The sequence below is a fragment of the Corallococcus sp. AB011P genome, assembly GCF_003611605.1.
In the GTDB taxonomy this organism is placed as follows: Bacteria; Myxococcota; Myxococcia; order Myxococcales; family Myxococcaceae; genus Corallococcus; species Corallococcus coralloides.
Genome location: NZ_RAVX01000009.1, coordinates 1 through 13,839, shown reverse-complemented (window position 1 = coordinate 13,839; position 13,839 = coordinate 1). Strand labels below are relative to the sequence as shown.

General features: G+C 66.0%; 11 protein-coding genes. 10 read left to right on the top strand and 1 reads right to left on the bottom strand.

The features are described 5' to 3' along the window. Positions 1-157: 157 nt before the first annotated feature. From D7X30_RS22635 to D7X30_RS22580, 10 genes are all read left to right on the top strand, one after another. Positions 158-925 (top strand): glucose 1-dehydrogenase, encoded by a 768-nt coding sequence (locus D7X30_RS22635; RefSeq protein ID WP_120565022.1) that lies wholly within the window; start codon positions 158-160, stop codon positions 923-925. Positions 926-1,480: 555 nt separating this feature from the next. Beyond that, on the top strand, positions 1,481-1,906 hold the full coding sequence (locus tag D7X30_RS22630) for a hypothetical protein (RefSeq protein ID WP_120565021.1): 426 nt from the start codon (positions 1,481-1,483) through the stop codon (positions 1,904-1,906). A gap of 290 nt (positions 1,907-2,196) precedes the next feature. Then, positions 2,197-2,850, top strand: coding sequence for a hypothetical protein (locus D7X30_RS22625; protein ID WP_120565020.1), 654 nt, complete (start codon positions 2,197-2,199; stop codon positions 2,848-2,850). A gap of 23 nt (positions 2,851-2,873) precedes the next feature. Next, on the top strand, positions 2,874-3,428 hold the full coding sequence (locus tag D7X30_RS22620) for a hypothetical protein (protein WP_120565019.1): 555 nt from the start codon (positions 2,874-2,876) through the stop codon (positions 3,426-3,428). 599 nt (positions 3,429-4,027) lie between these two features. Continuing rightward, a complete protein-coding gene (locus D7X30_RS22615; protein WP_120565261.1) occupies positions 4,028-4,555 on the top strand; it encodes an integrase core domain-containing protein in 528 nt (175 codons plus the stop codon). Positions 4,556-4,923: 368 nt separating this feature from the next. After that, the gene (locus D7X30_RS22610) at positions 4,924-6,582 is read left to right on the top strand and encodes a hypothetical protein (protein WP_120565018.1); all 1,659 of its coding nucleotides are present in this window, start codon (positions 4,924-4,926) and stop codon (positions 6,580-6,582) included. Positions 6,583-6,592: 10 nt separating this feature from the next. Beyond that, positions 6,593-8,017, top strand: a complete 1,425-nt coding sequence (locus D7X30_RS22605; protein ID WP_147443272.1) for a hypothetical protein — start codon at positions 6,593-6,595, stop codon at positions 8,015-8,017. 406 nt (positions 8,018-8,423) lie between these two features. Continuing rightward, positions 8,424-8,978 (top strand): dihydrofolate reductase family protein, encoded by a 555-nt coding sequence (locus D7X30_RS22600; protein WP_120565260.1) that lies wholly within the window; start codon positions 8,424-8,426, stop codon positions 8,976-8,978. A gap of 1,260 nt (positions 8,979-10,238) precedes the next feature. Next, entirely contained in the window at positions 10,239-11,375 is a 1,137-nt protein-coding gene (locus tag D7X30_RS22590; protein WP_120565016.1) for a serine hydrolase, read from the top strand. Between the two features lie 318 nt (positions 11,376-11,693). Beyond that, entirely contained in the window at positions 11,694-13,598 is a 1,905-nt protein-coding gene (locus D7X30_RS22580; RefSeq protein ID WP_120565015.1) for a bifunctional UDP-sugar hydrolase/5'-nucleotidase, read from the top strand. 13 nt (positions 13,599-13,611) lie between these two features. Here the strand turns inward: D7X30_RS22580 and D7X30_RS22575 are convergent. Then, a partial coding sequence (locus D7X30_RS22575) for a transposase (RefSeq protein ID WP_233591717.1) occupies positions 13,612-13,839 on the bottom strand: 228 nt, incomplete at its 5' end.

Genomic DNA, 13,839 nt, shown 5'->3' with positions numbered 1-13,839 from the left:
AGTCCGGAAGGCAGCGAAACGATGACGAGGCTGGATGGAATCTGGCCGGGGCCGGGAGTCCAGGCGCCCGAAGCCTACGCCTGGTAGCCGTGCGGCCGCAGGTTCGCGAGGGCCTCCCTCTCGGTCTGTATTTCAATATCAATCTGGAGAATGAGACATGAATCCGACGTATGACTTCAAGGGGCAGGTGGCCCTGGTGACCGGCGCTGCAATGGGAATGGGCCTCGCCACGGCGCGAGCCTTCGCACAGAGCGGAGCATCTGTAGTGCTGGCAGATCGTGATGGGGATCTTGCCGCGAAGGAAGCAGCGAAGATCGTCGAAGAAGGCGGTATCGCCATCGGTGTGGCCTGTGACGTCACCGACGAGGCGCAGGTCGCCGCCGCGGTCGATCGGGCAGTGACGGAGTATGGCCGGCTCGACATGGCGTTCAACAATGCTGGCATTCAGGTCCCCCCGAGTGACGCCGCGGAGGAGTCGGCGGAGAATTTTCATCGTGTTACGGCGGTCAACCAGTTCGGTGTTTGGGCGAGCATGAAGCACGAGCTGCGCGTCATGCGTAAGCAGGGGACTGGCACGGTTGTGAACAACTCGTCGCTGGGCGGCCTGGTCGGACTCCCGCAGCGCGCGGCGTACCATGGCTCCAAGCACGCCGTGCTCGGCATGACCAAGAGCGCGGGCGTTGAGTACGCGCCACGCGGCATCCGCATCAACGCGGTCTGCCCCGGTACCATCGACACGCCGATGGTGCAGGACATGCTGAAGGGCCAGGCAGACGCGATGGAGGGGATCTTGAAGGAGCAGTCGATTGGACGGCTCGGTCGGGCTGACGAGGTTGCAGCCGCCGTGTTGTGGCTGTGCAGTCCGGGCGCGAGTTTCGTGGTCGGCGTCTGCCTGCCGGTCGATGGCGGATTCACCGCACATTGATCACGGAGCCGAAGAGGTAGCCGTCCCGTGGATCCGCGGACGCGTTTCGATGGCGCCCTACGCAGGCAAGGCTCCGTGCCGAAGGGAAAAGAACAGACGCCAATTCCTCATGGCCTTCACGCTCCCACCTTCCGATGGGGGGCCTTGCTTGAGGCCCGCGCTGTTGGCCCTGTGCGGAACGTTATGCCGCCAGCGGCGATATCGCGGGCTGTTCCACTGTCGGCAGGTCGAGGGTACCCCTGCGCCGTGGTTGGAACGAACTGACGCGGCTTGGGACGCAGTCTCTCGACCGCAGCAGGGTTTCGGAAGTTCTCACGGGTAGCGGACAGCAGGAACCCAAGCCTCAATGTTGCCCTGTGCCGTTGGCGACCCCGCCTACGCCTCGTCGGCGCAGGAACTCAACAGTCCCGCGCGCCGCGCACGCGCCTTGATGCCCCTGTGACGCAGCGACCGAGTTTGGGGTTAGGCTCAGCCGCTCGCGTCTCGAGGCGCGGTAGGCGGAGACGGCCTCCCCGCCGCCCCGACGCGAGAGGCTGGAACCCGACGAGGGGGGACATGACGGATTCGAAGAGGGGGGACGACTCGACGCGGTACTTCATCGTCGGCAACCGCACCGTGAAGTGGGTGCCGCTCGAGGACGGGGGCCTACAGATCCTCAAGCTGGACTGGGCCACGGGCCTGTTCATCCCCGGGGTGGACTCCATGCACAAGTGTCTGTGGGCAGACGACTCCGAGAGAGTGAGCGAGGACGAGTTCATCCAGCAGACCGAGGACATGCGCCGGGAGCTCTTCACCGGCGACAACGAGGTCTTCGCGCTCTACGGGCTCCTGGACACCATCGACGCGACGGCCAAGGCCGAGGGCCGGCCCTTGACGGAGCAGGAGCGGGCCATCGTCATCCTCACCCAGCGCAAGACGCACGCGATGTTCGAGAGCGTCTGTCGCCTGGGCGAGAACTACACCCGGAAGAAGCCGTACTGAGCCTTCGCCCGGGTGGGCTTGATCCGTTCTCGTGGCGCTCCCGCACTTTGTGTGGAGGGTGTCCCGAGGAGGAAGCTGCGCGAATGGCCGTTCTGCCGCTCGCTCTCCGAGGGGAGCGTCACTGGGGCGTGGATGACGACAGACCCAAGACCAGACCTCCCTGCTGGATGAGTCTGGTCGGCAGCTCGCCGTGTCTCCCTTTCGCCTTCGAGGGGAACCACACGAAGTGTGAGAGAGCCACGGAACTGGGCTACCCTCAGGTCTCCCCTCTGACAGGTAAGCTCGCGAGCATGAGTGAGCAATCAGTGCAGCCCCGCTACCGGGCGCTATTGGCGGATGTCGAGCAGTGGGCGAAGGGATTTGGAGGAAGGCTCGTGCTGGGCCCGCCCGTGTCGGAAGAAGACCTGGAGCTGCTCCCGGAGCTCCTGGGGGGCCCACCTCCAGCGGGAGGCTCCGCGCTTGCCCCCGGGCTGCGCGAGTTCTGGCGGCTGCACGCCTTCGCGCGTGTCGAGGTGCCGCGCGCCGAGGAGGGCGAGCAAGCGGTGTGGACGGCGCTGCCCGCCAACTTCCGCGTGTACTCACCGGACGAAGTGCTGGAGTCCCTCGCCCTGGTGCGGATTCCGTCGGGCGTCACCCTTGACAACCGCCCTATCACCACGTCGCATCTGGTCCCCTTCGCGGCGGCCTACCTGTTGCCCCGGGACATCCAGTGGTGCATCGCCACGAGCGGCGGTGACCTGAAGGCCCCCACCCTCGTGCTCAATCACATGGGAGAGCTGGCCTGGGCCTGCTTCCAGGACACGCGCCGCTTCGTCTGGGAACAGCGAGGGCACGCTCCCAGCCACGTGTTCGACACCTTCCTCGATTGGTTCGAGTCCTACGTGCGGGACATCCGCGCGCTCGCACCCGAGCGTCTCTATCCAGACGGAGTCCACCCCACCTGACTTCCCTTCGTTGCGGCAATTAAGTGACAAGAGCCACATGTCACTTTCGTACGCTCTTCGTCACGCTCGCCGTGGTCCTCATGGGGTGCTCCGCGTCGTCCGCTGATTCGGGCCCGCCCGACGCGGGGACTCAGGATGCGGGCCCGCCCGACGCGGGGGGGGCCACCGACGCGGGTGACAGCCTCGCGGGGCTGACCCGCATCGCCAGCGCCGAGTACCAGTTGTTCTACCTGGTGAACGGTCGGGTGTTGGGCATCGGCTCCAACCGCGCCGGACAGCTCGGCGTCGGCCACGCCAATCCGTACAACCAGGTCCCGCCCGTCGACATCGCCCTGCCCGCGGAGCTGCGTTTCAAGGACGTGGCGGGCGGCGGTTTCCAGAGCGTCGCGCTCGACGTCCAGGGCCGCGTCTGGACCCTTGGACAGAACCTCTATGGCCAGCGGGGCGATGGCACCACGAACGACTACCCCAACCGCACGACGACGCCGAACAGCAGCCAGCCGTTGTGGCTACCGGAAATTCGGGTCCAGTGCCACGCGTGCGTTAGCGAACGCGTCATTTCATGCACGGTCCTTTGAATGGCCCCCATGAGTTCAGGGACCCAATGCATGGGAGACAGACGGGGTGAAAGTGGGTGAGCGTGCGGGGCTGTCTATATTGCGCCAGGCGGCGCGTGACAGGGCGTGGCCGAGTTCTGACCTGCCAGCTACGGTCGGCAGGAATGGCAAAATGCGGGTCTTCTTGAAGGCGCTGGTCGAGTCGATGCGCTCGGTCCTGCGGAGCCGTTCGGACCCCGAGGCTTGCCCGGCGTGACCGGGTCTTCTGGGTCGTTCTCCAGCGTCTCTGGCAGGGTTGGCGCAGGCCACTGTGCCTGGTTCAGCCGGCGACTGTGGTGAAGTGGCATCGGATGGGCTTTCGGCTCTTCTGGCGCTGGAAGTCCCGGAGCCGGGTGGGGCGGCCTCGGGCAACTCCGGAACCGCGCGCATTGATTCGGCGCATGGCCGATGCCAACCCGACGTGGGGTGCCCCGCGCATTCACGGGGAGTTGCTGAAGTTGGGGATGGAGGTAGGTCAGACAACGGTCGCTCGTTACATGTCCAGACCGAGAAGGGGAGCGCCGAAACCATCACCAACATGGCGGAACTTCTTGCGCTTGCATCTGGCGGAGTCCGCGGGGATGGACTTCTTTGTCATTCCGACTGCGACGTTTGGAGTGTTGTTGGGATTTGTGGTTGTGAGCCACCGGGACAGGCGAATCCTCCACCTCAATGTGACAGCGCACCCGACGGAAGAATGGACGAAGCAGCAGGTGCGAGAGGGCTTTCCCTGGGCCAGTGCTCCAAGGTACTTGCATCGAGATAGGGACAAGCTCCACTCCGAGGGCGTTCGCGCCACCCTTACCCATTTGGGGATTCGCGAGGTGCCGAGTGCAGCACGGTGTCCGTGGCAGAATCCCTATGCGGAGAGAGTCATCGGCTCGATACGTAGGGAGCTGCTGGACCCTGTCGTCGTCCTGAACGAAGCCCACGCTCGGCGCCTGCTGCGCGAGTACCAGCGCTACTACAACGCGAGCCGGACGCACCTGTCGCTCGGGAAGGATGCGCCCGAGACGCGTGAGGTGCAGGGCCCGGAGCGCGGAGCCAAAGTGATAGAGCTACGGGAAGTCTTCGGGCTCCACCACCGGTACGAGCGCCGCGCTGCGTAGAGTCTCGGTCCTTCCAACAACACCCTCGTAGACCCGCACGTGCTGCACTCAGCCTACCTGCGTTCGCAGGAAGGGCAGGGAGTGTCCACACGCAGGCAGAGTGAGGTGTTGAGGCGTCTGCGCCGGGCGTAATTCCGACCTCTATCAACTGGAAGGGAGGCCCCACGGCTCGTCATGCGAATCGCTCACGTCATGACGCGCGTTTTGACGCATCTTTGACGCACTCATGACGCAGCGGCCGATTTTTGGGTAGGCACAGCGGGCGAAGGTGCTCCGGCGTCCCCCTTCCTTGAAGCGCCGAGGCCCGCGAGATAGAGAATGACGCCTCATCTCCGCAGGGGGCGGGGATTCAGGGCAGGAACGCCTTCATGAACCCACGTGGCGCCGAGAAGGAATACCTCCAAGATGGCCTGCGCAGCGGCCTCAAGCTCGACGCGCGCTTCGACGCCCTGACGCCCCACCTCCACGTGGCGTGGATCTCCTGGGACAGCGGCTTCCGCGGTTCGGGACTGCGCGTGGGCGACCGGGTCATCGCCATCGACGGGCAGCCTGTCGTCAAGCCACCCGACCTGGCCACCACGCAGCGCACCGTGCCCTTCATGCTCGGCCAGTACGCCGAGAACCAGACCTGGGACAAACAGGGGCGAAAGGAGGGTGACAAGGTCCAGGTGCGAATCGTTCGCCGGCGCGAGCCCGGCGAGGGCTGGGAGGAGCACGAGTTCAGCGGCGCCCTGCTCCATGAACGCACCTGGAGCATCGCCGATACGACGCGGCAGATCATCGGACCGGGAGGACCCGAGCGCATGGGTCGCGACGGCTTCGACGAAGCCTGGATGTCATGGCTCGAGAAGCGCGTCTTCGACTGGGAGCGCCTGCTCGATAGCTCCTTCGGCGCCTGGCGCACCTCGCGAGGGACGCGCGCGGAGCTCGCGAATCACCTCGGACACAAGGCCCGCGTCGACTTCCTCGTCGAGCATCATCCCGGCCCCTTCGCGACGGCGATGCGCGAGGACTGGGAGACGGTGCGTGCCTGTCTCGATGGAGACCTCGTCACGCTCCCGGCGGATGCCCTTGAGTTCCGCACCCGGGGCGAGGAGCAGGTGAAGGCCATCGGCCTCCAGGCCGCGGCGGCGTGGAAGGTCCTGCTGGAGGCGCGTGCAGGGGAGACACTTGGCGCCTTCCCCGTCGTCGACCCCTTCCGGGGTGACCGCTCGGCGGTGACCGGCAAGCTGGTCTCACTGCCGACGCTGACGCAACGGGAGTGGCTGGTCGACATAGGTAAGGGCTACCTGGCCTGGAACCAGTCCGGCGCCTGGGTCTTCTGCCCCGCCACCACCCCGGCCATGAACAAGGTCTTCTCCGCCATGCAGCGCTACCAGAAGCGCGTTGCCCCGTCGGTGAGGCTCGACATCGCCGTGCTCGGCCGCATCCTTCCGGATCCCCGCCTGCTCGCGGGCTCGGGCCGCACCGCCGCCGGCCTGGAGGTGGAGCCCGTCGCCGCTCTGGTCGGCGGCGTGGTCTGCGTCGATGTCAGCGACCCGAGCGAGGGCGCACCGCGCTTCGCCGGAGAGGAGACGCTCAGCCAGGAGAGCTTTGGCGTTCCGGCCGACGACGCGAGCCCGCGCGAGGTCCTCACCGCGATGATTTCGGCCGTGAAGCGCGGTGACCAGGAGACCTGGAACGGCCTCTTCGCGGACTGGCGCGCCGTGCCAGACGCCGACCGGCCCATCTACTACCCGGTGTGGACCTGGAACGGCCGCGACAGCGAGTGGGTGCGCGCGCGGCGCCTCATCCTCGACAAGGTGCTCGACGCGCGGGTGCGCTGGATTGGCGAGGTGCGGGTCGTCATCCGGGGCGACGAGGCCCCGGGCCTGCCGCGCGTCGAGGAGGTCGAGTTGGAGCTGGACCACGTCGGCCTCTTCGAAGGCCAGACCCGCACCTTCAACTCAGTCGACGTGCGTCGGCGCTGGACGGTCCAACGCCGCAACGGTGGCCCCTGGCGCATCACCAGCGAGCAGAGCCTGTAAGGAGCACTCCATGGGCTGGTATTCAAGCCGCGTCTCTGAACTCAACGAACGGTTGAACCGCGCCGCGGAGGGCGCCCCCGACACGGTGAAGCGGGCTTTGAGCGACGCCATCGTGAAGGTTGGAAACGCGGCCGATCAAGCCCTCTCGGCCATGCTCGACGCCAGCGAGCGCACCAGCGCCGGCAATCTGGGGACGCAGCGCAAGTGGCAGGAGCGCTGCGCCACGGCCACGGCCGACATCAGCCGCGCCTTTGGTGATGCCGCCAAGGACAACATGCTCTCGCCCGCCCTCCAGTTCTTCTGGTACCAGGCGCTGGAGCACGAGATGGCCTTCTTCGACTCCCTGGCCAAGGTGCAGACGCCCCAGCTCCACGACGACCTGCTCGTCCACCAGGACCTGCTCAACAAGATGCTGGGCGAGCTGTGGGACAAGTGGACCTTCCTGCTGTCCAAGGACGTCATCTTCGAGAACGACCAGCGTCAGGTGGTGCAGCAAGTCTCACGGATGGCGCAGTCCATCGTCGACGAGCTCGCCCCGGGCGTGCTCAAGCGCACCAGCGAGGGCGTCTCGCGCGCCACCGCGAAGTCGCTCGACGTGGCCCTCAAGTTCGATGACAAGCTCCTGGGCGGCAAGGGCGTGGATCTGGCCAAGCTCGTCGCCTCGCTGTTCGATGTCGACATCCCCGACGAAATCGACCGCAACCTGCTGGACGCCGTGCAGGGTGGCTCCGAAGTCTACCAGGTGCAGAAAGGCCACTACCGCAACCTGGTGTCGGCCTACCAAAGCCTGGTGCAGGCGGAGAAGGGCAGCGTCCTGCTGCTCTTCAACGCGACGCGGGCGGAGGTCGACACGTACCGTGACAAGAACGACCTGGGGAAGGCGAAGGTCATGCTCGACCAGGCCAAGGGCTACCTCTCCGACTGGGCCTCACGCGTGCCCAGCTCGGCCCAGCGAAGCGAGGCCTCCAGCTTCAAGGACAAGGTGTGCTCGGCCATCGACACCGACTGGAGGCTCACCGAGGAGCTCGACAACAAGTTCCGCGACAAGTTCAAGGGCATCTTCGTCCAGTCCCTGGGCAGCGAGACCATCGAGCAGCTCGCGGAGTCCTACCTCTTCCGTCAGCACATCGAGGAAATCACTCGCAAGGACGCCACCGGCAGGCTCAAGGCCCTGCCGGGCAACCTCCAGAGCGAGGTTGACAGCGCGCTCGAGCGGGGCCTGCGTCCCCTCGACGACCTGGTCAACCGCGTCCCGGAAGAGGTGCGCGAGCTGGCCCGCATGAAGAACCAGCGGTTCAAGGAGCACGTGCGCGCCAGGCTCAAGGACCGCATCCAGGCCCTGCTGCCGGCCATCGTCGAGCTGGCCGCCCTCTGGGACCCGAACAACCTCTCCAGGGACTTCAGCCGCGAGGAGCTGGAGAAGGCCCTCCGCTGAGATTGGACGGCGCGACTCATGGCCGCGCGTAACTCCGCTTCACCCTCTGGGACTTGAATCCATCCGTGTACGACACTGCGTCCTGCCTGCTCTCGCCCCCAGGGCGTGGTCATCCCGGCCGAGCAGCCGAGGCGAACACGATGAACGGGTGGTTCGATGCCGATGCCGGCGGCGCTCCTGCCAGACAGCGGTCGCTGCCTGCTGCTGGAAGTCCGTACCCGTTCGACGAATCGCGTGGAGTATCGCCCGCGATGGGGTCTGGTTTCTGCGCGCGGTGCGCAGCAGATCCGGGTGATGGATTGGAGGGTATCGAGTTTCTGCGCGCCGATACCCACCGGGGATGGGGCATTGCGTCGATGGCTCGGGCTGCTGCGCGCTGGGCGCGCTTTTCGTAGAATCCCACGCCATGGGCCTCCTCACTTTCGGTCTCAATGTGACTTTGGACGGGTGCATCGATCACACCCAGGGGATCGTGGACGACGAGCTGCACGACTATTGGACGCAGCTCATGGAGCAGAGCGGGGCGATGCTCTTCGGGCGCAACACCTACGAGCTGATGGAGGGAGCCTGGCCCGCGGTGGCACGCGACGAAAAGGCGCCGCGCGCGATGCGCGAGTGGGCACAGAAGCTCGAGGCGAAGGCGAAGTACGTCGTGTCAGGCTCGCGGAGCGACTTTCCGTGGCAGAACACGATCAAGGTGGAGGGTGACCTTCGCGAGGCGATCTCGGCGCTGAAAGCGAAGACCGAGCGGGGTGTCCTCGTCGGAGCGCCCAAGCTCGCGGCTGCGCTCGAGGAGTTGGGGCTCATCGACGAGTACCGCCTCGTCGTTCATCCCATCATCAGTGGCCGCGGGCCGACGTTGTTTCATGGCCTGTCGAGCGCGCGGCATCTCGAGCTCCTCTCGACGCAGCGGTTCAAGTCCGGCGTGCAGGCGCTCCACTTCCGTCGCAAAGCGGGATGAGCGTGGAATGATCCGAGTGCTTCACCGGCGGCTGCCTGTGCGGCAGCGTCCGCATCGTCGCGTCGGGACGGCCGTGCCGCGTCGGCGTGTGCCACTGCCTCGACTGCCGCAAGCATCACGGCGCTCTCAGGAGGCCAACCGGCGGCGGAGAACAGGGGGGCATCCCGCTCTACGGGGTAGAGAGAGCCGAGAGCGCCCTCATCAGCACCGCGAGCCAAAATCGTCTGTGCTTCAGGGGCTTGAGCACGAAGGCCCCGCGATGTTCATCGCGAGGGCCGTGGAAAAGCAAAAAGGCCCTGCCGGTTTAGGGCAGGGCCTTCTTTTTTTGCTCCCCGAGTGAGGCCCTGCGCGAACTCGTTCTCTGTGTTTCTCTGAGAGGACTCAAACTCTCTGCGGGCCGAAAACCGAGTGATATCCAGTGTTCTCAAAGAGGGGTAGGGGCAAGCCCTTCCATCGGGGGCCGATTGAATGTCCGCAAACTACACGGTGGGTGACCTCCCATCCAGGGTGTTGATCCTCGCGACGCCCGCTTCACAAGGAGTGTGTGGCGGCGACGCGCGTGAGTTCGCGGGCGACGCGCTGAGGTAGGTGAAAATCGCATGCTTCGAGGCGAGCGCGGGACCTGGGATGCGCGAGGGCCTTGGCCTGGAGCTCCCGTGGTCAACCGCGGCCCGCCCGGCAGCGGTCCACGGCCTGCGAGGGCAGGCCTTCGTAGGCGGTGTCGAGCCAAGGCCGCGCGCAGCAGCAGACTGGTACGCCCCGTTGCCGCCCCCCGGTGCTCCACCTCTCCCTTCGCCGCTACAGGCGCTCGATGGCTGGTCCCCTACGCGTCGCGCTCACTCGCTTTTGACGTCCGCATGACTCCGCGACCGAAGTTTGGGTAGGCACAGGCGGTCCGCCAGGAAGCGCCGCCAGCGGCTGTAACGGACCGGGGTAATGGATCGCAGGCGGGTCACCCAAGCTGTTCGTAGCGGGGTCGGCCAAGCGGATCGCCCTGGGGTCGGCCAAGCGGACCTTGAGCTGGAGCAATCGGGACGGCGGTCCGTTCCACGCTGAAGACAGTTGGAAGAAACGCGGCTGGGAGGTGGAGGATGAGCTACCGGAGAGTCGACATGGACAGGTTGAGCGAGTTGGTGCGGTTGCACCGAATGGGGACGGGTGCGCGCGAAGTGGCCCTGCTGTTGGGCATGGGGCCTCGCGTGTCTGGCTCCGACCTGGGGGGCGTGCGAGAGTGCCCAACCCCTTTGGACGATGCGCCTGATGAACAAACTCTCCGTAGCCATTGCTGGAATGATGCTGGTGCTGGCCGCTTGCAAGACGACGGGCCCTGCACCCGCTCGCGATATCCCCACGGCAATGAACCAAGCCGCGACGACCCTGCTGCAGTCACGACTGCTGCACGCAACGTCGATCGCAGTGGTCTATCGCGGCGAGGAGTTCATCCTGCATCGGGGTGAGCTGGAGACCGGCAAGTCCAATCCGCCCGATGATTCGACCCTCTATGAGATAGGGTCGGTCAGCAAGACCTTCGTCGGCCTGCTGTTGGCAAACGCTGTCCTCGAAGGCAAGGCGACCCTCGACGACCCGATACAAAAGTATCTGCCGTCCGCCTATCCGAACCTTCAGTCAGACGGCGGGCCGATCCGTCTGCGCCATCTGGTCACACACACCAGCGGCATGCCGGGGATGTTGCCACTTCAAGTGAATGAGGTGTTGAGGGACTTCACTGCGCATGCCACTCCGGCAAAGCTCAATGCCGCCTATGCGGACTACGGGCAGCCGCAGTTCTGGCAGGACCTGCACACCGTCAGCATCAAGGGCCCGCTCGGCAAGGACTATGCTTACTCGAGCGCCGGCACCGAGTTGGTCGCGCACACCCTGGAGAAGATCCACGGGGCTCCCTACGAGTCGTTGCTCGCGGAGTTCCTGGCGCGGGAAGCAGGTATGCACGACACGTGGCTGCGCCTGCGTGCCCAGGACGCCAACCGCTTGGCTCCTGGCTACCACAGCGACAACCCGGTCGGCACCACGCCGATGCCACTCCTGCCCTGGGGCGCGGCGGGAGCCTTGAAGGCGACGATGCCGGAGATGGTGAAGTACTTGCGCTTGCAGTTGAGCAACCATCCCGCGGTGACAGAGTCACACAAGCCGCTGGTGCGCTTCGCGGAGGACTTCAGCATTGGCTATTTCTGGAACATCGGCCAGAGCAGCCAGTTGGGTACCCACTACGTGCATCACGGCGGCGTGCCTCGCGCGCAATGCTATCTCTACCTCGTGCCGAAGTATCAGTTGGGGGTGTTCATCATCACCAACCAGAGCGGCGATGCGACCGCCAACGCCATGGAACGCGCGCTGGCGCCCCTCTTTGACAGGGTCGAATCCATGCAGGGTCGCTAGCACGGCGAACAACAGGGAGTGAGTACGCGTCGAGCCCCCGCAGACTTCTCTCAGCTCGACAAGTCGTCGGAGAGCATGTGGAGCAGGGAGGCCGCGCGCACGGTCAGGTGGCCGTCCTGGTGGGTCGCACCGGAGGTCCCGCGGAGTTGCTGCTGTGTGGCAACGAAGCGCCGCCATCCGCGCCATGAGTACGGGCGGCAGCCGCAGACCCGTGTCGAGACGAAGTCGGGGCGCGAGCTTCACCGTGCCGCCATGAAGTCGCGCCATCGTCCACGAACCAGAGTAGGTTCTCCCTCCCTGTTCGGTGGAGTTCCGTCGATGCCACAAGCCACACCGCGCTCGTCACTTCTGGAAGCGCGTCCCAGCGTCTTCCTGCTCGCCGGAGCGTTCGTCACCGGCATGTTCCTCTTCGCCCAGGGCGGCTGCGGAGGTGACGAGTGCCAGGACGCCGCCGACTGCCGTGAAGACAAGGGACTGCCGGCTTCGAACACGGAGTGGATCTGCGAGGACAAGCGCTGTGAGCAGCATTCCGTCCAGCTGCCGCCCCCGGATTCCGGCACGGACGCGGGGACGCCCGACGCGGGGAGATTCGACGCGGGGACTCCCGACTCGGGTCCCACCACGGTGAGCGTGCAGGTGCTTGCGTTCAATGACTTCCACGGGCAGCTCGAGGAGCCCACGGGCCAGATTCTGACGGGCGTGGCCCCCGACGGTGGACCGGTGCGGGTGAACGCGGGCGGCGTGACGTACTTCGCCCGGCACATCGCGGCCCTGCGGGCCGCCAATCCGAACACGGTGGTGGTCGCGGCGGGAGACCTCATCGGCGCCTCCCCGCTGCTGTCGGGGCTCTTCCACGACGAGCCCACCGTCGAGGCGATGAACCTGATTGGCCTGGACCTGGTCGCGGTGGGCAACCACGAGTTCGACGAGGGCAGCACGGAGTTGTTGCGCATGCAGTCGGGCGGCTGCCACCCGGTGGATGGCTGCCTGGACGGGGATGGCTTCCCGGGAGCGAAGTTCAAGTTCCTGGCGGCCAACGTGGCCACGAGCGTGGACCGCACGCTGTTCCCCCGCTACGACGTGCGCGAGTTCGAGGGCGTGAAGGTGGCCTTCATCGGCATGACGTTGGAGGCCACGCCGGAAAGCGTCACGCCCACGGGCGTGGCGGGGCTCACCTTCAAGGACGAAGTGCAGACGGTGAACGCGCTGGTGCCGGAGCTGCGGCGGCAGGGCATCGAAGCCATCATCGTGGTGGTGCACCAGGGCGGAATTCCGACCTCGGGCTCGCTGGTGAACGAATGCAAGGGCGCGGGTGCGGACGGCCTCATCTCAGGTGCCATCGTGGGCGTGGCCAAGGGCCTCAACGACGCGGTGGATGTCATCGTCAGCGGCCACACGCATCAGGCCTACAACTGCGTCATCGATGGCAAGGTCGTCACGAGTGCCTCGTCGATGGGGCGGCTCGTCACGGACATCGACCTGACGTTGAGCAAGGCGACGGGCGACGTCGTGGAGGCGCGAGCGAACAACATCATCGTCACTCGCGACGTGCAGGAGGTCGGCGCGGTGAAGGAGCTGGTGACGAAGTACCAGGAACTCGTCACGCCGAGGGCCAACCGGGTCATCGGCTGGGTGTCGCAGACGCTCAGGACACAGTCGGACTCCGTGGGCCAGTCCACCCTGGGCTTCGTCATCGCGGACTCGCAGCTGGAGGCGACGAAGCCCGCGAACCTGGGTGGGGCGCAGGTGGCCTTCATGAACCCGGGCGGCATGCGCGCGGACATCGCCCAGGGCGAGGTCACCTACGGCGAGGCCTTCACCACGCAGCCGTTCGGCAACAGCCTGGTCACCCTGACGCTGACGGGCGCGCAAATCGAGCAACTGCTGGAGCAGCAGTGGCGGCCGTCGGGAGCCACCCTCATGCTGCTTCCGTCGGCGGGCTTCACCTATGCGTTCAGCGCGTCGGCGCCCGTCGGAAGCCGCGTCGACCCGGCGTCTATCCGGATCAACGGCGTGACGGTGGACCCGGCGGCGAACTACCGCGTCACCGCGAACAACTACATCGCGAGTGGGGGTGATGGCTTCCAGGGGTTCGCCGAGGGGACGAACCGGCTGGGTGGCGCCGTGGACAGCGACGCGCTGGAGGCATACCTGAAGGCACACAGCAGCCAGGCGAGCCCCTTGCCCGCCCCCGCGCTCAATCGCATCACCATGCTGCCCTAGGGGCTGTCCCTGATTAACGCAGCCAGAGAAGCATGGAGGCGACGTGCAGGACGGCGAGGTAGCAGGTCGCTGTCTTGTCGTAACGGGTGGCCGCGGCGCGAAAGCGTTTGAGGTCGTGGAAGAAGCACTCCACCCGGTAGCGAAGCCGATAGAGGGTGCGGTCCAGAGGAGGAGGCTGCTTCCGGCTGGGATGGGGATGGATAACGGGCTTCATCCCCACCTTCTGGGCGTTGGCGCGAAT

What these genes read in the sequence shown, in the direction of transcription:
- D7X30_RS22635 (WP_120565022.1), top strand. Translation starts at nt 158, where the DNA reads ATGAATCCGACGTATGACTTCAAGGGGCAGGTGGCCCTGGTGACCGGC.
- D7X30_RS22630 (WP_120565021.1), top strand. Translation starts at nt 1,481, where the DNA reads ATGACGGATTCGAAGAGGGGGGACGACTCGACGCGGTACTTCATCGTC.
- D7X30_RS22625 (WP_120565020.1), top strand. Translation starts at nt 2,197, where the DNA reads ATGAGTGAGCAATCAGTGCAGCCCCGCTACCGGGCGCTATTGGCGGAT.
- D7X30_RS22615 (WP_120565261.1), top strand. Translation starts at nt 4,028, where the DNA reads ATGGACTTCTTTGTCATTCCGACTGCGACGTTTGGAGTGTTGTTGGGA.
- D7X30_RS22610 (WP_120565018.1), top strand. Translation starts at nt 4,924, where the DNA reads ATGAACCCACGTGGCGCCGAGAAGGAATACCTCCAAGATGGCCTGCGC.
- D7X30_RS22605 (WP_147443272.1), top strand. Translation starts at nt 6,593, where the DNA reads ATGGGCTGGTATTCAAGCCGCGTCTCTGAACTCAACGAACGGTTGAAC.
- D7X30_RS22600 (WP_120565260.1), top strand. Translation starts at nt 8,424, where the DNA reads ATGGGCCTCCTCACTTTCGGTCTCAATGTGACTTTGGACGGGTGCATC.
- D7X30_RS22590 (WP_120565016.1), top strand. Translation starts at nt 10,239, where the DNA reads ATGAACAAACTCTCCGTAGCCATTGCTGGAATGATGCTGGTGCTGGCC.
- D7X30_RS22580 (WP_120565015.1), top strand. Translation starts at nt 11,694, where the DNA reads ATGCCACAAGCCACACCGCGCTCGTCACTTCTGGAAGCGCGTCCCAGC.